The organism is Streptomyces sporangiiformans, from assembly GCF_005768555.2.
GTDB classification, from domain to species: Bacteria; Actinomycetota; Actinomycetes; order Streptomycetales; family Streptomycetaceae; genus Streptomyces; species Streptomyces sporangiiformans.
Genome location: NZ_VCHX02000070.1, coordinates 1 through 19374 on the forward strand (window position 1 = coordinate 1; position 19374 = coordinate 19374).

18 protein-coding genes and 1 pseudogene are annotated in these 19374 nt (G+C 70.7%); 7 read left to right on the top strand and 12 right to left on the bottom strand.

Annotation, left to right across the window (positions count from 1 at the left end; genetic code table 11):
* The 3 genes from FGD71_RS06500 to FGD71_RS47270 form a co-directional block, all read left to right on the top strand.
* The coding region (locus tag FGD71_RS06500; RefSeq protein WP_240436425.1) for a methylmalonyl-CoA mutase family protein at positions 1 to 531 on the top strand (531 nt) is incomplete at its 5' end.
* 28 nt (positions 532 to 559) lie between these two features.
* The gene (locus FGD71_RS06505) at positions 560 to 994 is read left to right on the top strand and encodes a cobalamin B12-binding domain-containing protein (RefSeq protein WP_119099426.1); all 435 of its coding nucleotides are present in this window, start codon (positions 560 to 562) and stop codon (positions 992 to 994) included.
* Positions 995 to 1731: 737 nt separating this feature from the next.
* A complete protein-coding gene (locus tag FGD71_RS47270; RefSeq protein ID WP_162931045.1) occupies positions 1732 to 2004 on the top strand; it encodes an integrase core domain-containing protein in 273 nt (90 codons plus the stop codon).
* Positions 2005 to 2011: 7 nt separating this feature from the next.
* On the opposite strand, the gene FGD71_RS06515 is transcribed toward FGD71_RS47270, so the two are convergent.
* Positions 2012 to 2944, bottom strand: a complete 933-nt coding sequence (locus tag FGD71_RS06515) for a MerR family transcriptional regulator (RefSeq protein ID WP_119099480.1) — start codon at positions 2942 to 2944, stop codon at positions 2012 to 2014.
* Positions 2945 to 3375: 431 nt separating this feature from the next.
* The gene (locus FGD71_RS06520) at positions 3376 to 4209 is read right to left on the bottom strand and encodes a rhomboid family intramembrane serine protease (protein WP_119099428.1); all 834 of its coding nucleotides are present in this window, start codon (positions 4207 to 4209) and stop codon (positions 3376 to 3378) included.
* Between the two features lie 113 nt (positions 4210 to 4322).
* On the opposite strand from FGD71_RS06520, the gene FGD71_RS06525 reads away from it, so the two are divergent.
* On the top strand, positions 4323 to 4655 hold the full coding sequence (locus tag FGD71_RS06525) for a hypothetical protein (protein WP_119099429.1): 333 nt from the start codon (positions 4323 to 4325) through the stop codon (positions 4653 to 4655).
* Positions 4656 to 4893: 238 nt separating this feature from the next.
* Here the strand turns inward: FGD71_RS06525 and FGD71_RS06530 are convergent, their stop codons facing one another.
* Together FGD71_RS06530 and FGD71_RS06535 are read right to left on the bottom strand one after the other, a co-directional pair.
* The gene (locus FGD71_RS06530) at positions 4894 to 6291 is read right to left on the bottom strand and encodes an FAD-dependent oxidoreductase (protein ID WP_119099430.1); all 1398 of its coding nucleotides are present in this window, start codon (positions 6289 to 6291) and stop codon (positions 4894 to 4896) included.
* A gap of 27 nt (positions 6292 to 6318) precedes the next feature.
* Positions 6319 to 7305, bottom strand: a complete 987-nt coding sequence (locus tag FGD71_RS06535) for a DUF4349 domain-containing protein (protein WP_119099431.1) — start codon at positions 7303 to 7305, stop codon at positions 6319 to 6321.
* A gap of 162 nt (positions 7306 to 7467) precedes the next feature.
* On the opposite strand from FGD71_RS06535, the gene hemG reads away from it, so the two are divergent.
* Both hemG and hemQ read left to right on the top strand, forming a co-directional pair.
* Positions 7468 to 8937 carry a protoporphyrinogen oxidase gene (gene hemG / locus FGD71_RS06540; protein ID WP_119099432.1) on the top strand — a complete coding sequence of 490 codons (1470 nt, stop codon included), beginning with the start codon at positions 7468 to 7470 and terminating at the stop codon, positions 8935 to 8937.
* 4 nt (positions 8938 to 8941) lie between these two features.
* A complete protein-coding gene (gene hemQ, locus FGD71_RS06545) occupies positions 8942 to 9673 on the top strand; it encodes a hydrogen peroxide-dependent heme synthase (protein WP_119099433.1) in 732 nt (243 codons plus the stop codon).
* A gap of 21 nt (positions 9674 to 9694) precedes the next feature.
* Here the strand turns inward: hemQ and FGD71_RS06550 are convergent, their stop codons facing one another.
* The 6 genes and pseudogenes from FGD71_RS06550 to FGD71_RS06575 form a co-directional block, all read right to left on the bottom strand.
* Positions 9695 to 11284 carry an alpha/beta hydrolase gene (locus tag FGD71_RS06550; protein WP_119099434.1) on the bottom strand — a complete coding sequence of 530 codons (1590 nt, stop codon included), beginning with the start codon at positions 11282 to 11284 and terminating at the stop codon, positions 9695 to 9697.
* 277 nt (positions 11285 to 11561) lie between these two features.
* Positions 11562 to 12314, bottom strand: a pseudogene (locus tag FGD71_RS06555) (DUF4142 domain-containing protein); the annotation flags it as partial.
* 55 nt (positions 12315 to 12369) lie between these two features.
* Complete coding sequence (locus FGD71_RS06560) at positions 12370 to 12585, bottom strand: hypothetical protein (protein ID WP_140935836.1); 216 nt, start codon at positions 12583 to 12585, stop codon at positions 12370 to 12372.
* A gap of 136 nt (positions 12586 to 12721) precedes the next feature.
* The gene (locus FGD71_RS06565) at positions 12722 to 14113 is read right to left on the bottom strand and encodes an MbnB/TglH/ChrH family RiPP precursor modification enzyme (RefSeq protein WP_119099436.1); all 1392 of its coding nucleotides are present in this window, start codon (positions 14111 to 14113) and stop codon (positions 12722 to 12724) included.
* A gap of 458 nt (positions 14114 to 14571) precedes the next feature.
* The gene (locus FGD71_RS06570; protein ID WP_119099437.1) at positions 14572 to 15393 is read right to left on the bottom strand and encodes an MBL fold metallo-hydrolase; all 822 of its coding nucleotides are present in this window, start codon (positions 15391 to 15393) and stop codon (positions 14572 to 14574) included.
* A 255-nt stretch (positions 15394 to 15648) separates the two neighbouring features.
* On the bottom strand, positions 15649 to 16365 hold the full coding sequence (locus tag FGD71_RS06575) for a TetR/AcrR family transcriptional regulator C-terminal domain-containing protein (RefSeq protein ID WP_119099438.1): 717 nt from the start codon (positions 16363 to 16365) through the stop codon (positions 15649 to 15651).
* A 186-nt stretch (positions 16366 to 16551) separates the two neighbouring features.
* Here FGD71_RS06575 and FGD71_RS06580 point away from each other — a divergent pair, with 186 nt between their 5' ends.
* Positions 16552 to 18186: a CocE/NonD family hydrolase gene (locus FGD71_RS06580; RefSeq protein ID WP_240436426.1), complete on the top strand. Its 1635-nt coding sequence runs from the start codon at positions 16552 to 16554 to the stop codon at positions 18184 to 18186.
* Positions 18187 to 18202: 16 nt separating this feature from the next.
* On the opposite strand, the gene FGD71_RS06585 is transcribed toward FGD71_RS06580, so the two are convergent.
* Positions 18203 to 18985 carry a peptidyl-tRNA hydrolase gene (locus FGD71_RS06585; protein WP_119099440.1) on the bottom strand — a complete coding sequence of 261 codons (783 nt, stop codon included), beginning with the start codon at positions 18983 to 18985 and terminating at the stop codon, positions 18203 to 18205.
* Positions 18986 to 19109: 124 nt separating this feature from the next.
* Positions 19110 to 19295: a hypothetical protein gene (locus FGD71_RS06590; protein ID WP_119099441.1), complete on the bottom strand. Its 186-nt coding sequence runs from the start codon at positions 19293 to 19295 to the stop codon at positions 19110 to 19112.
* Positions 19296 to 19374 lie beyond the last annotated feature (79 nt).

Sequence of the window (19374 nt, forward strand, 5' to 3'; positions counted from 1 at the left end):
GCCCTGCGTACGCAGCAGGTGCTGGCGTACGAGACGGACGTGACCGCCACCGTGGACCCCTTCGCGGGCTCGTACGTCGTCGAGAAGATGACCGACGACGTGGAGGCCGCGGCCATCGAGCTGATGACGAAGGTCGAGGACCTGGGCGGCGCGGTCAACGCCATCGAGCACGGCTTCCAGAAGAACGAGATCGAGCGCAGCGCCTACCGGATCGCGCAGGAGACGGACGCCGGCGAGCGGGTGGTCGTGGGCGTCAACCGCTACCAGCTGGATGAGGAGGAGCCGTACGAGCCCCTCCGGGTGGACCCGGCGATCGAGGCCCAGCAGGCGGAGCGGCTGGCGAAGCTGCGCGCTGAGCGCGACCAGGGTGCGGTGGACTCGGCCCTGGCCGCCCTGAAGAAGGCGGCGGCGAGCGAGGACAACGTCCTCTACCCGATGAAGGACGCGCTGAGGGCTCGCGCGACGGTGGGCGAGGTGTGCAACGCGTTGCGGGAGGTCTGGGGGACCTACGTCCCCGCTGACGCTTCGTAAGCCGGAAACCCCTTGGAAGGAGCCCCTTGTGCTGCTCGAACCCCTCCGTGTCGTCGTGGCGAAGCCCGGCCTGGACGGCCATGACCGTGGTGCCAAGGTCATCGCACGTGCCCTGCGGGATGTCGGAGTCGAGGTCATCTACACAGGACTTCACCAGACACCCGCGCAGATCGTAGCCACCGCCGTACAGGAGGACGCCGACGGGATCGGTCTCTCCGTCCTCTCCGGCGCTCACATGACCCTGTTCACCGAGGTCGTCGAACTGCTCCGCCAGGCAGACGCCTCGGACATCACCGTCTTCGGGGGAGGGATCATCCCCGAGGCCGACATTCCCCCTCTGCTGGAACGAGGAGTGGCCGCCCTCTTCACACCTGGCACCTCCACGCAGCAGGTCGTCGAGTGGGTGACGACGAAGATGCGACCGCAGCGCGGTGCGCGCGTCACCGGCGCGACGGTGGGCTGAGGGAGGGCTGTCCTCACCACCGGGCTGCTGCGGCCGGCGCCGGCACCATTGGCGTCTGGCCGGCCGGTGGCGGGATGACCTGTCCGAAGTTCGTCGGAAACCCTCACTGGAACAACGGGAGACTGCAGTGACAGCCGATCTGGTCGCCGCGATCGAATCGCCGGATGTGGTGCCGTGCGACTTCGCGTCCCTGCCGGTCCCGGAGTCGTACCGAGCGGCCGTGCTCTACAAAGACGAACAGCGCATGTTCGACGGCATCCCGGTCGCGGACCGGGAACCCGCCAATGCCTTCCCTGACCAACCCCTAATAGCCCCTGACATGCGGTGCCCCCGGGCAAGATCGAGCCTGCGCACACGGGGCCGGAGGCCGGACCGTTCCCAAGTATTTGCGCGTCGGGGGTTACCTGACAGGTCGTAACGCTCTTGTCCCCGTATGTACCGTGAAAATGGAACACCTTGCATGGTGTGTGCGGTCGACAGGGCATTCGTCATCGGACGGAGAATTGCGGGACTTTGAAAAAGAATCACCGCCGAGCGCCGCGAGGACGGCGAGCGGGTTATCACAGAGTGTCGCCCGCCTCGTGCGCGTCATCGGCGCCGCCGGACTGCCGCTGTGCAGCGCCACACCACCACGGACCCGGCCGCCGCGAGGGCGGCGTCCTGCATACCGACCACGGCGCCCTCGCACGAGCCGGGCGTCCGCCGACGCCTGCCGCCAGGCGTGGGTGATCCAGAGCATGAGCGCCGTCGGCAGCTCGGTGGACAACGCGCTCGCCGAGTCCCTCAACGCGACATGCAAACGGCAGACACTCCAGGGCCGCAGGTCCTGGGCCGACGAGCGCGAAGTCCGCCTCAACCTGTTCCGCCGGCCGCACCGCTACAACACCCGGCGCCGCCACTCCAGCCTCGGTCAAGCCCCTCCTGCCGCCTCGCCCACACCGAAGCACAGGCCGACCACGCCGCGGTCGGGTGAGGAGCGGCTGTACCGGGCCGGCGCGGCGCGCGGGTAGTTCGCAGTCAGCGCTCTTGGTGGAGGGCTGTGGTGAACCAGGTGTAAACGGGGGCGAGAGTCGGGGATGCAGGCCATCCATTGATCGTCGCCAGGAGTTGCCAGTAGCGCGCGGCGTGTGGGTCGGCGGTTACCTGCAGGCGGGCGAGAAGCCATCGGCGCAGATCACCCTCGCCGGCACGCTCGAATGCGTGGCCGTAGAGGCCGCTCAGTGAGTCGGCAAGGGGTGCGGTTTTGGCGGAGGCTGGGAGAATGCCGGCGGATACGGCTTCGTCGATTCGTTCACGCATCGCTTGGTTGAGACCGTCGTGCAGACCGCTGACGTCCTGCTGGGAAGGCTCTTCCGCCTGGTCCTCAGCGATGCGTCGCACCACCGCACGGAAGTCTGCGTTCTGGCAGAGTTCGGCGAGTTCCACCCAGGCCCCGACCTGTTCAGGCGTGGGATCGTCGGGGAGTTCGGGCATGACGGATCGCATCAGGGTCACGAACTCGGGGTTGGCATCAAGGTCCCTGAAGGTGTCGTCGATGAAGTCGGCTACCAGCCGGCGTCGTTCGGCCTGGGAAAGCGTTGCGAGTCGGTGCATGAGGTCCATCTCCATGGTGGTGGGGCCGCGTCTGGCGACGGCGCGTAGTACTGCCCGGCGCAGGCGGAGGGTCTGGATCTGTACATCCAGGGCGTCGGCGTGTGCTTCCGCGACTTCCGGTATGGATGCCTCCCGGTCCAGCACCTTGCGCACGGTCGCCAGGTCGAGCCCGAGATCGCGCAGCGTGCGGGCAAGGTCCAGGCGTGCGAGTGCGTCGAGGCCGTAAAGCCGGTAGCCCGCCGGGCTCCGGTCGGTTGGCGGGACGATGCCCTGGTCGGAGTAGAACCGGATGGTCTTCACCGTCAGTCCGGTCCGGCGGGACAGTTCTCCGATGGAATAGAGCGTGTCGCTGTCCATGCCCCCCAGCTTGATGTCTCCCCCCACGGGAGACTCAAGCGGGGGCCAGGACTTGCCGCGGGGCTTTTTGTGGGAGGGCCCCAAGACCGCGTAGTCAGGGCCTGCCGATTGTTGGCTCGCCGTCTTGATCTGTGGCGTCGGCGTGATGACTGAAGCGAGGCGAAGTCCGCGGGAGCCGGTCGACGAGGGTGACGCCAGGGCGCCGACCGGTGTAGAGGCCGGCTGCGGGGACCTTCTGGCGGGTCGCCGCCGCGCCGCCGGTGCAGTCCTCTTCGCATGTCCGGGGACCTCAGTTCGGCACGGACCGTCATCCCTGCAAACATCGGTGCGATCGTCCAGTTCTCCGTCTTGTTCTGTTTCTGTTCTGTTCTGTGCTGACCTGGCTCGTCGTCTTCGTTTTTGTCGAGAGGTGAGTCTCTCCTCGCGTCGAGTCAGCCCTGTCGTTCTGGCCGGCCCGGCCGTGCGCGCCGTCCGAACAGCAGGCCGCGCGGTTCGGGTGGCGGTGGGGTGCCCCGGCGCAGGGGCCAGGCGAGGATCATGCCCGCCAGAAAGCCGGCCACGTGGGCCAGGTAGGCGACGGTGCCGGCCGCGGAGACGCCCGCGCCGGACGAGTACACCGCCTGCAGGACGAACCAGGAGCCCAGGACGATCCAGGCCGGCAGGCGCAGCGGCAGGAAGATCAGGAACGGCACCAGGACCCAGACCCGGGCCTTCGGATACAGCACGAGGTAGGCGCCCAGGACACCGGCGATCGCGCCGGACGCGCCGATCAGCGGGTCGTCGGAGGTGTTGTTGGCGAGGGCGTAGACGTACGCCGCCGCGTAGCCGCATGCCCCGTAGAAGAGCAGATAGCGCACGTGCCCCAGGCGGTCCTCGATGTTGTTGCCGAAGATCAGCAGGAAGAGCATGTTGCCGAGCAGGTGCAGCCAGCTGCCGTGCAGGAACATCGCGGTGACGACCGACAGCGGGGGCGACTTGTCGTAGTCGGGCGGACCCACCACACATCCCGGACCTTGCGGGCCCAGGCCCACGTCGCCGGTCGGCACGACGGGCGGCGTCTGCTGGTGGATCATCTCCTGGGGCACGGCTGCCCACTGGTCCAGGAACGCCTGTAGGCGGCACAGCTGTGCCAGACCGCTCTCGCCCGTCAGTGAATCGACCACGCCCGGGGTGGCCAGGAAGACCACGAAGTTGGCGCAGATCAGCGCGTACGTCACGAACGGTGTGCGACGTACCGGGTTCACGTCATGGACGGGGATGACCACGAGGGTCTCCTGCCCGCGACACGGCCCTTCTGAACGGCGCTGAACACGACAGCGGGCGCGTGCGTATGTCTCGGCAACCGCCCGTGATTCCAGCAACACGTGAGGAACAGGTCATGAACGACCGAGTCACTCCGCCGATGATCGCCACGCCGGATGGCGAGGCGGAAGTCGCCATCGTGCTCAGACTGCCGTGGGAGGACGTGGCCGCGCTCGGCCAGGAAGCTGGTCGGCTTGCCGCGAGCATGCAGCGGCCGGTGACCCTCGACGAGGCCGCGAGTCACCGGTTGCGCAGCCGTCAGCCCGGTACGCACGCGCGGCCGCAGGCGGCGCCGCAGCCGCCGCAGGTGTCGTCCGTGTCGTCCCTGCCGCGCTCCCCGGGAGAGCAGGCGCGGCAGGCCATAGAGAAGATCAACGGCACGGCTCCCGGGACCGCTCAGGGAGCCTGAGGCGCCCTGAGCGCATCCGGCTCAGGTGTCCTTGGGCTCGGGGCGCCTGGGTCGGTTGTCGTGCTGCACGCGCGCGTGGCCGGCGCGGAGGGCCACGCGCGCGTGCGACTGCCTCCGGCCCGTACCGGGAGGGGGTTCGCATTTCGGCTGCGGGTCGGTCGTGGCTGGTCGCGCAGTTCCCCGCGCCCCTAAAGGGCGCTCAGCCGCAGTCGCCGGCAACACACCCCAAGGCGCGCGGTCACCGCCGGAGGCGTACCGCTGTTACCGCCTTGCGGGCCGCCACCAGTACCGGGTCCCAGACCGGGGAGAACGGCGGGGCGTAGCCCAGGTCCAGGGTCGTCATCTGTTCCACCGTCATGCGCGCGGTCAGCGCCACCGCCGCGATGTCGACGCGCTTGCCCGCCCCCTCGCGTCCGACGATCTGCACTCCGAGGAGCCGCCCGGTGCGCCGCTCGGCGAGCATCTTCACCTTCATCGGCGCGGCGTCGGGGTAGTAGCCCGCGCGGCTCGTCGACTCGATGGTGACCGTCTCGAACTGGAGGCCGGCCCGCCGCGCGTCCTTCTCCCGCAGCCCGGTGCGGGCGATCTCCAGATCGCAGACCTTGCTGACCGCCGTGCCGACGACGCCCGGAAAGGTCGCGTACCCGCCGCCCACGTTCGCACCGATCACCTGCCCGTGCTTGTTGGCGTGCGTGCCCAGCGCGATGTGCCGCCGGCGGCCCGAGACCAGATCGAGGACCTCCGCACAGTCGCCGCCCGCCCACACGTTCTCGTACCCACGCACCCGCATCGCCTGGTCGGTGAGCAGCCCCCCGTAGTCGCCCAGCGGCAGCCCCGCCGCCTTCGCGAGCGCCGTTTCCGGCCGTACGCCGATGCCGAGGACCACCACGTCCGCCGGGTACTCGGCGTCCTCCGTGGCGACCGCGCGCACCCGGCCGTCCTCCCCCGTAAGGATCTTGGTGACCTCGGCGTCGTTCACCATCGTGATGCCCAGGCCCTCCATGGCCTCGTGCACCAGACGCCCCATGTCGGGGTCGAGCGTGGCCATCGGCTCCCGGCTGCGATTGACCACCGTCACCTCGTACCCGCGTTTGATCAGCGCCTCGGCCATCTCCACGCCGATGTAGCCCGCGCCGACCACGACCGCGCGCCGGCCCTGCGTGCGGGCCAGCGTGTCGATCAGCGTCTGTCCGTCGTCGAGGGTCTGCACGCCGTGCACACCGGGAGCGTCGACACCGGGCAGCGGCGGCCGGATCGGGCGGGCGCCCGTCGCGATCACGAGCTTGTCGTACGACGTCCACTCCTCGGCCCCGGACTCGAGGTCACGGGAACGCACCCGGCCCCCCGCCACATCGAGCTCCGTCACCTCCGTACGCATCCGCAGATCGATCCCGCGCTCCCTGTGCTCCTCCGGCGAGCGCGCGATCAGCTGGTCCCGTTCGGCGACGTCACCGCCCACCCAGTACGGGATGCCGCACGCGGAGAAGGAGCTGAAGTGGCCGCGCTCGAACGCGACGATCTCCAGCTCCTCCGGGCCCTTCATACGGCGCGCCTGGGACGCGGCGGACATGCCCGCCGCGTCCCCTCCGACGATCACCAGTCGCTCTCTCGAACTGCTCGTACGGCTCATGCTCATACGAACACGCTACGAGGGCGCCGCATTTCAGTCCCGTTCGCCGCCCTCTTCCCGCACGGGCGGAGCGACCGGCAGGGAACCGGCGCCCGCACCCGCGGGCGCCGTGGCGGGACGGCGCGGCAGCCGAGTGCGCAGGAAACGCGTCCACAGCAGCAGAAGCAGGGCCGCGCCCACCACGAAGGGCAGCACCGCGCCGAGCGCCAGCGCGATCCAGCGGAACATCGTGACGAACGCGTTCCAGCCGCCCGCGAGCGCGTCCACGAACCCGGGGTCCTCGTCCTCGGCCGTCTTCTTCACCGGGGTCTCGGACAGCGACAGGGTGATGGTGGCCAGGCTCGTCCGGTCCTTCAGGGACACCTGCTGGGCCAGCAACGACTCCAAGTTGGCCTGACGGCTGCTCAACTCGCCTTCCAGGGTGACCACGTCGCTGAGCTTGGTCGCCTGGTCCATCAGCTCACGGATGCGGGCCACGCTGGCGCGCTGCGACTTGATGCGGCTCTCCACGTCGACGACCTGCTCCGTGACGTCCTGCGCCTTCGCCTTCCGGTCTATGAGCTTGCCGGAGCCCTCCAGGTCCGCGAGTACCTCCTCGTACTTGTCCGAGGGCACCCGCAGCACCACCCGCGAGCGCTCATGGCCCTTGGCGTCGCGGTCCGTGGTCTCGCTGCCGACGACGCCGCCGGCGTTCTCGACCACGGTGCGGGCCTCGTCGAGAGACTTCGGCACGTCCTTGACCTGCACGGTCAGGGACGCCGTGTGGATGATGTGGGCGGTCAGCTTCGGCGGGGCGGCGGCATGGTCGCCCTTGCCGCCGCGCGCGTCGCTGCCGGACTGCGCGCCCGCCCCCGCGTCTTCTCCCTGCGCGGCGGCCTTGTCGGCCGATCCCGAACTGGCGCCGCTGTCGCTCGCGCCGGTGCACCCCGTGAGGGCGAGGCCAACGGCCAGCAGCAGCGCCGAGAGGGTCTGCACAGGTCGTACGAATCGGTGCCTGGACGTGGTGCCACGTGTCTGCATGTCGGCGTACCCCCGAGGGTGTCGTGAAGTCTGACGCTCCTACGACGCCCGAGCGGTTCGCGGCGTTGGACGAATCCGGTCCCGAAGAGGTCACGGTCGGGACTCGTCCCGGACACCGGCACCCGGGATGGGGCTCGGGGCGTGGTCTGAAACAGTGGAGGCATGCACGCAGACACCCATACGGGCACGGGTCATGTCGTCGTCATCGGGGGCGGCATCGCCGGCCTGGCCGCCGCCCACCGGCTGCTGGACGGCGGAGCGCGCGTAACCGTCCTGGAGGCCTCGGACCGGCTCGGCGGCAAGCTGCTCCCCGGCGAGATCGCGGGCGCGCGGGTGGACCTCGGCGCCGAGTCGATGCTGGCCCGCAGGCCCGAAGCCGTGGCGCTGGCCCGCGAGGTGGGCCTCGACGCCCGGCTCCAGGCGCCCGCGACGGCGAGCGCGTCGATCTGGACGCGGGGCGCGCTGCGGCCCATGCCCAAGGGACACGTCATGGGCGTCCCCGCGGACGCGTCCGTCCTCTCCGGAGTCCTCTCCGACGAGGGGCTGCGCCGCATCGAGCGCGACCGTGACCTGCCGCGCACGGAGGTGGGCGACGACGTGGCGGTGGGGGAGTACGTCGCGCGGCGGCTAGGCCGCGAGGTCGTGGACCGCCTGATCGAGCCACTGCTGGGCGGTGTGTACGCGGGCGACGCCTACCGCATCTCCATGCGCTCCGCCGTCCCGCAGCTCTACGCGGCGGCCCGTACGCACACGTCGTTGACGGAGGCGGTCCGCGAGATCCAGGCCCGGGCTGCCGCCGCCCAGCAGACCGGGCCGGTCTTCATGGGCATCGAGGGCGGCGTCGGCCAACTGCCGCTCGCGGTGGCGGAGTCGGTGCGGGCGCGAGGCGGCGAGATCGTCACCGACTCCCCTGTGACCGAGCTGCGCAGGGCCGAGCCGGCGCAGCCGCGCGCACTCTGGCGCATCGTCGCAGGCGGCCGCCTCCTGCACGCCGACGCCGTGATCGTCGCGGTCCCCGCCCCCGCGGCCGCGTCCCTGCTGCGCGCCGAGGCGCCCGCCGCCGCTGCCGAGCTGGCCACCGTCGAGTACGCCTCCATGGCCCTGATCACCCTCGCCTACCGGCGCGGCGAAGTCCGCCTCCCCGAAGGCAGCGGTTTTCTCGTGCCGCCCGTCGACGGGCGCACCATCAAGGCGTCGACGTTCGCGTCCCAGAAATGGGGCTGGATCGCCGAGGAGAACCCCGACCTCGTCGTGCTCCGCACGTCCGTGGGGCGGTATCAGGAGACCGAGGTCCTTCAGCGTGCCGACGCCGACCTGGTGGACGTCTCCCGGAAGGATCTCCGTGCGGCGACCGGTCTGGACGCCGAGCCCGTCGAGACGCGGGTGACGCGCTGGTACGACGGACTTCCCCAGTACCCGGTCGGGCACCACGCGCGCGTGGCGCGGATCCGCGAGCACATCGCCAAGCTGCCGGGGCTGGCCGTGTGCGGAGCGGCGTACGACGGCGTCGGTATCCCGGCGTGCATCGCGAGCGCGAACGCCGCCGTGGACCAGCTGAGGGGCGACCGCGGCGGACTGGACGAGTTGATCATCAACCCGGTGCAGAGCTTGCACGGCGGCGCGGGAGAATAGCCTCATGAGTGACGACGCCCCCACCACCGGCCCCGCCAAGATCCCGAACAAGGGCAAGCTGGCCAAGGACCTCAACGAGGTCATCCGCTACACCCTGTGGTCCGTCTTCAAGCTGCGAGACGTCCTCCCCGAGGACCGCGCCGGCTACGCGGACGAGGTGCAGGAGCTCTTCGACCAGCTCGCCGCCAAGGACGTCACGATCCGCGGCACGTACGACGTGTCAGGGCTGCGGGCCGACGCCGACCTCATGATCTGGTGGCACGCGGAGACGGCCGACCAGCTTCAGGAGGCGTACAACCTCTTCCGCCGCACCAAGCTGGGCCGTGCTCTGGAGCCGGTCTGGTCGAACATGGCGCTGCACCGGCCCGCCGAGTTCAACCGCTCGCACATCCCGGCGTTCCTCGCCGACGAGACGCCCCGCAACTACGTCAGCGTCTATCCGTTCGTGCGCTCCTACGACTGGTACCTGCTGCCCGACGAGGACCGCCGCCGCATGCTCGCCGACCACGGCAAGATGGCTCGCGGCTACCCGGACGTGCGGGCCAACACGGTCGCCTCGTTCTCCCTCGGTGACTACGAGTGGATCCTCGCTTTCGAGGCCGACGAGCTGTACCGCATCGTCGACCTCATGCGGCACCTGCGCGCCTCCGAGGCGCGTATGCACGTGCGCGAAGAGGTCCCGTTCTACACGGGCCGACGCAAGTCGGTGGCCGAGCTGGTCGCCGGGCTCGCCTGACAGTCGCGGGCGCTCAGCCTGTTACCGCGCGTCCCGCGGTGCGCTGGGCGCCGGTTCCGGGCGCGGTGCGCATGCCGCGCGCCGCTCCGGAAGCCGGCCCTCCAGCAGATACGCCTCGAGGTGGCCGTTGACGCACGCGTTGCCGCCGCCTCCGATACCGTGCGTGCCCGCCGCCCGCTCGGTCACCAGTACCGAGCCGGACAGCCGGCGGTGCAGCTCCAGCGCCCCGGCGTACGGCGTGACCGCGTCCCGCTCGGCGGCAAGGATCAGCGTCGGCGGCAGCTCACCCGGTGATGTCCGTACGTCAAGAGGCTTCTGGTGGGGCACCGGCCAGTACGCGCACGGCAGGTTCGTCCAGACGTTGTCCCAGGTCGCGAAGGGGGCCACGCGCGCGAGGCGCGTGTTGTCCCGGTCCCAGACGCGCCAGTCCGTCGGCCAGGAGGCGTCGTTGCACTCGATGGCCGTGTAGACGGCGTTGCCGTTCTCCTGCTCGGTCACCGCCTCCGGATACGGCCCCGCCTGCTGGATCAGCGGCGTGGGATCGCCCCGCAGATACGCGGAGAGCGCCAGCGCGCGCTGCGGCCAGTAGTCGTCGTAGTCACCGGCCTGCCGAAACGCCGCCTGCAACTGCCCCGGACCGACCTTGCCGCCCGCCGGCTCGGCGGCGAGCCGCGCCCGCGCCTTCTCGTAGCTGAGCAGCACCTGCTCGGGCGTGCTGCCCAGTCCGTACACCTTGTCGTGCCGGGCGACCCATGTGCGGAAGTCCGCCCAGCGTCGTTCGAAGGCGGCCGACTGGTCGAGGCTGTTCCGGTACCCGATCCGCTCGGGGGCCGGGTTCACCGCCGAGTCGAAGACCATCCGGCGCACGTGTGAGGGGAACAGCGTCGCGTACAGGGCCCCGAAGTACGTGCCGTACGAAGCGCCCATGAAGGTCAGCTTCCGTTCGCCGAGCGCGGCGCGCAGGACGTCCAGGTCGCGCGCGTTGTTGAGCGACGAGAAGTGCCGCAGCCCGCTGCCGGAGCGCTGCAGGCAGCCGCGGGCGTAGGTCTTCGCCTGCGCGATGCGCTCCTTCTTGTACGACTCCGAGGGGGCCGTCGGCAGCTGCGAGGGCCCCTTCAGGAGCCGCTTCGGGTCCTGGCAGGACAGCGGCGCGGAGCGGCCCACCCCGCGCGGGGCGTAGCCGACGAGGTCGTACGCCGCCGCGATGCGTTTCCACTCGGGGAGCAGGCCGGCCAGCGGGAAGAACATGCCGGAGGCGCCGGGACCGCCCGGGTTGAAGACGAGCGAGCCCTGCCGGGGGACCTTCAGCGCGTCGTTCCCGCCGGTGGCCCGTACACGGCTGACGGTCAGTTCGATCTTCTCGCCGTCGGGGTGCGCGTAGTCGAGCGGCACCGTCACCGTGCCGCACTGGAGACTGCCCGGGGCGTCCTGCTCCTCGGAGCACTTCCCGAAGCGGATCCCTTCGGCGGCGGCGCGCGCGGCGGCGACGGCCACGCCCTGTCGCTCTGCCGGGCCGGGCAAGGGCTCGGCACTGCCCGCGGGAGCGGCGACGACGGCGGCGGCTGTCATGACCAAAGCCCCGGCGACCCCGTAAAGCGCGGCAGCTCTCATCGCGTATCCCTTCGGCGCACGGCGCCAACACCAACACCAACGACAACGACAACGCCAACAAAGGGATATTTCTTTTGATATGGGGCAAAGTAAAGCACCGGTCTGCCGGTGTCGTTTCCATGACCCCGATGCCCAGCTAGCGGTGCGGCTCCCGCGGCGTTCCGGCCGGCGCTGTCCGTGAGCTCGTGCCCGAGTCCTTGTCCTTGCTCGCTCCCTGGCTCTTGTCCTTGCTCTTGCTCTCGCCGGTGCCGGGGGCTTTTTGCTGTCCGGTCTTCTCAGGGGGTGGGCTGCTCGCGGCCGGCGGCAGCGAGTAGCTCGGTGAGGGGGACATCGGGACGGCCGGACTGGGGGAGGACGTCGGGCCGGGCGGGGCGGGGGAGCTGGTCATCGGCGGAGTGCTCGCCATGGCCGCGTCCTGGGCCAGGGCGTCGAAGTCGACCAGCCCGGTGGCCTCAAGGACCGTGATGTGGTCCAGGACCGTGATGTTCGCGTCGTCGGCGAGAGCGCGCACCAGTGAGTTGCGGGTGTGCGCGCGGACCTGGGCGACCAGGCCGAAGACCTTGCCGTGCGCCCTGCGCAGGATGTTCGCGAACTGAACGTTGTACTCCTCGCCCCGAGCCTCACTCAGCGTGCTGAGCCATTCCCGCTGCTGCTCGTTGGGCTGGTTGGGCAGTTCGAGGCTGAGTCGAGCGGCCACGTCGCGCACGCGGGCGTCCAGGAACGTGTGGCCCTCGATGAGGTGTTCGCCCGCCGTGCGTACGGTCCGTGTCGTGCCGCGCTCCTGCGCCTGCTGACCGGCGGGCAGCTCCCACAGACCCGCGAGCCGTACCTTGGTGATGAAGTCCCGGTCCTGGGCGGACAACGGGCCGAAACGCGTCGGCACGGTGTCGGCGTTCAACGTGTCCAGGCCGGTTCCTGAACGGTCCGAGTACGACCACAGTGGAAGGAACAGGGCCACGAGGGTCGCCGCCAGACCCGTGATGATGAGCCCGGTACCGCTGAAGACCGCGCGGATGTTGATGGATCGCATGGTGCCTCCTGTTGCGGCACCGCACGTTAGTGGGCTTTGGGTGCGGCTTGGCACCTTAATCCCAGGAGTACGCCAACTGAGGTAGGGCGTTGGACGGCTGGGACGAGAACGCGCTCGTCGGTTCGTGCACCGGGTGTTTGCGCAGGTGGAAGGCGGAGTAGCGGCGGGCCATCGGTGTTGGTGCGGACTGGCGTTCGACCGTGGCGGGCTGGATCTCCGCCCGTGCGCGGGCGCGCGGACCGGCGAGACCGGGGCCGCGCTGAGCAGGCAAGTGGCTTGATTTCTCGTACGGTTGGGCGTCTGTATCGCTCGAGTGAGCGATATCACCTGCCCCCGACGGCAGTTACGCCTCCGTCGAGAGCCCCTCGACACCTGCTTCGTTGTGTGCCTTCGGCACCGGAGGCGGCTCAACGCCTCAGCAGGACCCGCCGGGTGGCGCGCGCCAGCCGGGCCGCCGGGCGCCGCGACAGCGGGGCGGGGCCCGAGCGCTCCAGCCACCAGTCCCGTACCTTCCGGTGTACGTCCGCGTCTTCGAGCCGGCCGTCGAGGAGCAGATATTCGGCGAAGGCCATCGCGTCGTGCCGGTAGCCGTCGGTCATGGGGTGACCGTGCGTATACGCCAGAAACGCCGTCCGGTACGTCCCCGCCAGGATCTCCGGCAGCTCCGGTGCGACCTTGGCCACCACGTCGGCCCGCTTCGAGGCGAGTGCGCGCGCCTGCACGGCCAGCCGCGCCCGGTCGAAGCCCTCGGGCACCGGGGTCCCGGCGACGAGCGCGGAGAGCAGCGCGGCCTGCGCGAGGGCCAGGCGCTGACGGGCGGGCTCGGTGCCCGCCTGCTGCGATGCGTCTTGGGTCTCTTGGGTCTCTTGGGCTTCTTCGGCCTCGTCGGGCGAGGGAGACGGCGCGTCGGCGGAGGCCTCGGATGCGGCGTCGCTGGAGGCTGCGGTTGCGGCGACGCCGCCCTTCTCCGTGGGAGCCCCCTTCTCCACTGTCTCCCGTATCGCCCTCAACTCCCGCTTCAGCTCCGCCGGTTCGGGGAAGTTCTCGTCCCGCTCCAGGAGCACTCCCGGCGGGCGTACCCGGGACGCCAGGTCCGCGAGGATGTCGAGGACCGCCGGAGGGACGGCGTGGGCGTGGCTGTCGTGCCAGACGCCCTCGCGTTCGAAGCCGCCGGCGACATGGACGTAGGCGATGGCCTCGACGGGGAGCTCGTCGAGGGCTTTGGCGGGGTCCTCGCCGCGGTTGACGTGGTTGGTGTGGAGGTTGGCCACGTCGATGAGGAGGCGTACGCCGGTGCGGTCGACCAGTTCGTACAGGAACTGCCCTTCGGTCATCTCCTCTCCGGGCCAGGAGATCAGTGCCGCGATGTTCTCCACGGCGAGCGGTACGGGCAGCGCGTCCTGCGTGATCCGGATGTTCTCGCACAGGACGTCGAGGGCGTCCCGGGTGCGCGGGACGGGCAGCAGATGCCCGGCCTCCAGCCGCTCGGAGGCGGTGAGGGCGCCGCCCGCGCGGACGAACGCGATGTGCTCGGTGACGAGGGGCGAGCCCAGCGCCTCGGCGCGCTCGGCAAGGGCGGTGAGGCGACCGGCGTCGGGCCGCTCCGCACCGCCGAGGCCGAGCGAGACACCGTGCGGGACGACGGTGACCCCGCGCTCGCGCAGGCGCACCAGCGACTCGGGGAGATGTCCCGGGCACACGTTCTCCGCCACGGCCTCGACCCAGTCGATGCCCGGCATGCGCTCGACGGCGTCGGCGATCTCCGGCCGCCATCCGATTCCCGTACCCAGGTGCTGCATCGTCCCCTCCTTCACCACGGTTTCACCAGGACGTGTATGTCGTCTCCTTCGACGGTCCTGTAATCCGGTGACCGGGTCATGGCCCCGGGACGTGGAGCCGAACCCATCGGCGGGGACGTTCAGAGCAACATTTGAGGTTCCGGCAGGACCGCCACGGCTGCCGGGAAGCCCCACTTGGCCAGCACCAGGGGATACGTACGGAACGTTGCCGATGTTCAACCTGAGGTTCAGCCGTTGTCGGCAACGCGAACTCCCGGTCTTGCACGCCCGGTTGACGGAAGGCGGCGAGTGCCGCCATCGCCGCGCCCCGGTAGGTCCGCAACGGTTCGCTCATGTCGTCCGGCTCGCGCCAGTGCGTCAGGTCCGCGCCCGCGCCCCGGGCGGCGGCCGCGAATCCGCGCTTCGGCAGCCTATCCGTCCCGCCGGTATCGGCCCTGCGCTCGACGTACCGAGAAGACCTAGACCCGTGGAGTGGTGGTGCCGGTCGGCTCGAAATCGGCGAGCATCCGTTCAAGTGCCTGCTGGTCCGGGCCGACGAAGGGGTTCGCGCCCGGGGCCTCGCTGATCGTCTCGAGTATCCGCCCCGTCAGCCCGAGCGCCGGCGGCAGGTGGGTGCTCAGGACGGCCTCGGGGGCCATGGCCCGCAGGGGCTGGATCGTGGCGAGGTACTGGTCCTGGTCGACCATCTGGACCCATGGGCTGTCGACCGTGGCCCACAGCAGTTGCCCGTCGCGCAGCTCCTCGGCGGGTACGACGGCGACATCGTCGGCGACGGCGAGTTCCGGGCTCGGCAGTGGGGCGCCGAAACAGTCGGAGCTGAAGCAGGTCGCCGATCGGTCGTCGTAGAAGCCGACGGTGGCGGGGTTGTCGAACAGCGGCGGCCGGAACGCCATGAGGGTGCGGTCGCCGACGTCCAGGGTCTGGCCCGGGTTGACCAGGCGGACCCGGTCAAGGGGCAGGGGCCGCTCGGTGGACATGATGCCCGCGCCGATGAAGGTGGTCACCACGCGCGCCCGCGGTGCCGCGGAGAGTAGGTCGAACAGCCCGCCGGTGTGATCGCGGTCGGGGTGGGTGAGCCAGATCCAGCGGACGTCGGCGGGGTCGAGGACCGAGCCGAGGGAGGCGACGAAGTCCCGGTCGGGGAGCCCGAGGCCGGTGTCGACGACCACCGGCTGGCTTGCGTGCAGAACGAAGGCGTTGACGGGGAGGAAGCCGATCCCCGGCACCTCGATGAAGTCGCTGAGTACGGTGCTGTCGCGTCCGGCCTTGTGAATGCTCATGGCGAGTCTCCGGTGAGTCCTCCCGGGGGACGGTGCGGTATCGCGGCCGTCCAGAGAACCGCGGCGGCGGTCGGCCTCGCGCCCCGCACGCCACGGGTGGACACGACTACGGAGCCGCGGTGCCCATGCATCCAGGATGTGCTCGTGCGGCCGCCCACGCACCCGTAAGCCTGTGCGGGACGCCAAGCACGGAGGGCCGCTGAGGCGGCGGCGGGCGGCGGACAGGGGCACCGCGGCAGTCGTGCGTGCGGGCCATCAGTCGGTGCCGAGGCCGTCGATCAGGCGGTTGAGGAACCGGGCGAACGTCGCTTCGGGGGCGAGAGGGCGTCCGGGCGCGGAGAGGACTTCGGCGAGTTCCGGGTGGTGGCCGTCCGCGGCGACAGCGGCAAGGTAGCGCGCCTCGGCCGCGGCCCGGTCGGGCGACTGGGCGGCCGCGGCCTGCGTGATCTCGTGGGCTACGTGCCCGGCCACGAAGGCGGTGAGCTGGGCGAAGACCTCCAGCTTTGCCGCACCGTCCAGCCCGGTCGGCCGCAAGGCGGCGAGTGCGTGTTCCAGGAAGGCCAGGGAGTTGGGGCCGAGGCTGCGGCGGGTGGACAGAGCGGCGGGCAGCCAACGGTGCCGCAGCATGAGGGCGCGCTGGAGGTGGGCGATGGTCTTCAGGTCTCCGCGCCAGTCACCGGTGAGGGTCCCCGCCGTCGGCAGTTCGCCGCTGACGTGGTCGACCATCAGTTCCAGCAGCGTCTCCTTGTCGGGGGCGTAACTGTAGAGCGACATGACCCCCGCTCCGACCCGCGCGGCGACCCGCCTCATGGTGACCGCTTCGAGGCCTTCCGCGTCCGCCAGGGCGACGGCGGCCGCCGTGATCGCTTCGCGGCTGAAGGCGGGCTTGCGGCCCCTGCGGGACTGGCCGGGGCTCAACCAGAGCTGTTGAGGGTCGACGCCCGTGGCGCCGGACCCGCCATCACGCGTCACGGTCTTCGTGCTCCTTCTCCCGATCACCGAGGCCCTTGCGTGTGTCATCCAAGCATCCTCTATTCTCGTACTGTGTACGAGAATAGAGGAGAGGGACGAGGAACCATGGCATCACGCACACACGACGCTGTGCCGAGCCCGGTCTGGGCACCGTCTTCCAGGAAGCCGCCGCTGTCCTCGCGGATCATGAGAGCGATTTGGCGCGGTCTCCCGGCCAAGCGTTACGACGTCGGCTGGGAGCCGGGACTGGTCGTGCCGGCCGCCGACGGCAGCCCGTTGATCACGGACCACTACTTCCCCCGGGCAGACGGCGATTTCCCCACCCTCCTGGTGCGCTCGCCGTACGGCAGGGGCCTGCCGTGGTCGCCCCAGTACGGCTTGCTCTTCGCCGAACAGGGCTTCCACGTGGTCCTGCAGAGCTGCCGCGGCACCGGCGGCTCAGGGGGTGAGTTCGATCCGTGGCGCAACGAGGCCGCCGACGGACAGGCCACGGTGTCCTGGCTGCGCGAGCAGCCCTGGTTCAACGGAACGCTGGGGACGATCGGCCCCAGTTACCTGGGATACGTGCAGTGGGCGCTTGCCCTGGACCCGCCGCCGGAGCTGAAGGCGATGGTGGTGCAGGTGGGTCTGCATGACCCCTACGCCCTGTTCCATGCTGACGGTGCCCTCCGACTGGAGAACGCCCTCGTGGTCGGCGTAGGCATGGCGTACCAGCACCGGGGGATCGCACCCTTCGCGAGGGCGGTGATGCGCCTGCAGCGCCGACTGCGCGGCATCAGCACCGCGCGGCCGCTGCGCAAGGCGTACCTCTCCGCCTTCGGAGACGAAGTGCCCTGGCTGGACGACGTGATGACGCACCCGGACGCCGACGACCCCTACTGGAGCGGTGTGTCCCTGGCCGGGGCGGCCGAGCGGCTGAGCGTCCCCACCAGTCTGATCACCGGCTGGCACGACGCTCTGGTCGACCAGACCTTCGAGCAGTACGACCGACTGCGCCAGGCCGGATGCGACGCCGCCCTGCTCGTCGGCCCCTGGACCCATACCTCCGCACTGCAGCAGGGCTGGCCCGAGGTTTTCGCCGAGAGTCTCGCCTGGCTGCGCGCGCACCTGTGTGCCGATCGCTCCGGACTGCGCCCCACCGGCGTGCGCGTGCACATCGGCGGCGAAAACGCATGGCGTGACCTCGACGACTGGCCGCGCTCCCCGGCCACCGGCTCATGGTTCCCCACCCCGGACGGGCATCTCACCCGAGAGGCGCCCACGAACTCCGCCCCACTGACGTCCTTCCGTTATGACCCGGCCGACCCCACCCCGTCCCTCGGCGGCCCGCTGCTCTCCCGCACCGCCGGCCCCCGGGACAACAGCGCCCTGGAGGCCCGGGACGACGTCCTGACGTTCACCGGCCCCCCGCTGGCCGAACCCGTGGACATCCTCGGCCCGGTCTCGGCGCGGCTGAGTATCTCCACGGACACCGGATACGCCGACGTCTTCACCCGCCTGTGCGATGTGGATGAGCAAGGCCGCTCCACCAACGTCTGTGACGGGCTGGCTCAGCTGCGGACGGTGGGGCAGGCGCCCTCGGAGGTCACCGTGCCCATGAGTTCCACCACCTACCGCTTCCTGCCCGGGCACCGCATTCGCTGGCAGGTCAGTGGAGGTGCCCATCCGCGCTACGCCCGCAATTCCGGCACCGGAGCGTCGCCGGTCGACGCCGTCGACCTCACACCGACACGCATCAGCCTCCATGCGGACTCGGCATTGATGCTCCCCCACGGTTCCTCGAGTGCGGAGCCCTTCGGCGTTGGACACCCGGACGCGTAGGCGGCGCCCGCCGCGGTCACGCGCCCCGCAGCGCCGGATGGTCGGCGACCACCGTGCAGGAGCCCGGTGCGATCTCCGTGAAGCCCGCGTCGCGTACCAACGGCAGGCCGCTCGTGGTGAGTTGGGACCAGTGGGTGGGGTTCGGGGTGCGGACGGCGAGGGGGAAGCCGGCGTCGCGCCAGGCCGCTCGGGCCTCGTCCGGGAGTTCCCACCACGCCAGTTGGGCGCCGTGGCCTGCCTGGGCCATGGCCTTGCCGGCCGACATGTCGACATCGGGGCTCAGCCACAGCACGGGGGCCGTGGTGTCGGCGTCCGCCGGTGGTTCCGGGTCGTCGAGGTCCGTGCCGGAGACCTGGAGGCGGGCCAGGTCCTTCGGCCAGCCGTTCAGGGGGACGGGAGGAAAGACACGTACCTCCGCGGACTTCCCCGTCACCGTGATGCCGGGCAACGCCTCGGCCCGCCGCCACTCGGCGCCGCGCGCCCGCCGCACCACCTTGCGGATCCGGGCGTCCTGCCAGTCCCGCACGGCCTGCGCCCAGTCGCCGTCCCCGAGCGACCGCTCGTCGCTGAGCATCACCAGAACCGCACGGGCCGCGGTTTCGAGAGCGTCCGTGCGGGCCGGCGGCTCGTTCCGCTCGATGCGGACCACGAGCGGCAGCACGAACTGCGGTGCCTCGTCGCGGGTGGTCGCCTCGTGGCGAAAGGGGCTGTCCTCAGTGCGGGGCCCGCCGCCATGGGGGTCCCCCCTGTTCGAGCGAAGCCGAGAACTTGGGGGAGTGGTCGTCTCGTCGCTGCTCACGCCCTCCAGTCTGCCAGGCGGAAGATCGGTTCCGCCGCGCGCGGCCGAACGCACGCGCGAGCCTGTCCCGGGCCGCGCCCGCCGGGCCGCCGCGACCTGCGCGCTCACCACGCGCCGGACCTGATCACCCCGAGCAAGCGGTGCGCTCCGCCTCCCGCCACTCGCAGACGGGGCAGAGCGTGATCCCCTTGTACGACTCCGGGTACTCGGTGGGCTCGCGGCACAGGACGCACTCGGCGAAGGGCGGGCCGCCGTCGGGCGATGGCTCCGGCGCCCCGGTGGCGCGGCGATCGCTCATCTCCTCGCTCATGACTCCAGCGTAGGCCGGTGGGCCGGCAGGCCGGGCGGCGACGGACGTGGACCTGCCCAGGCCGATCGGTCCGGCCTGG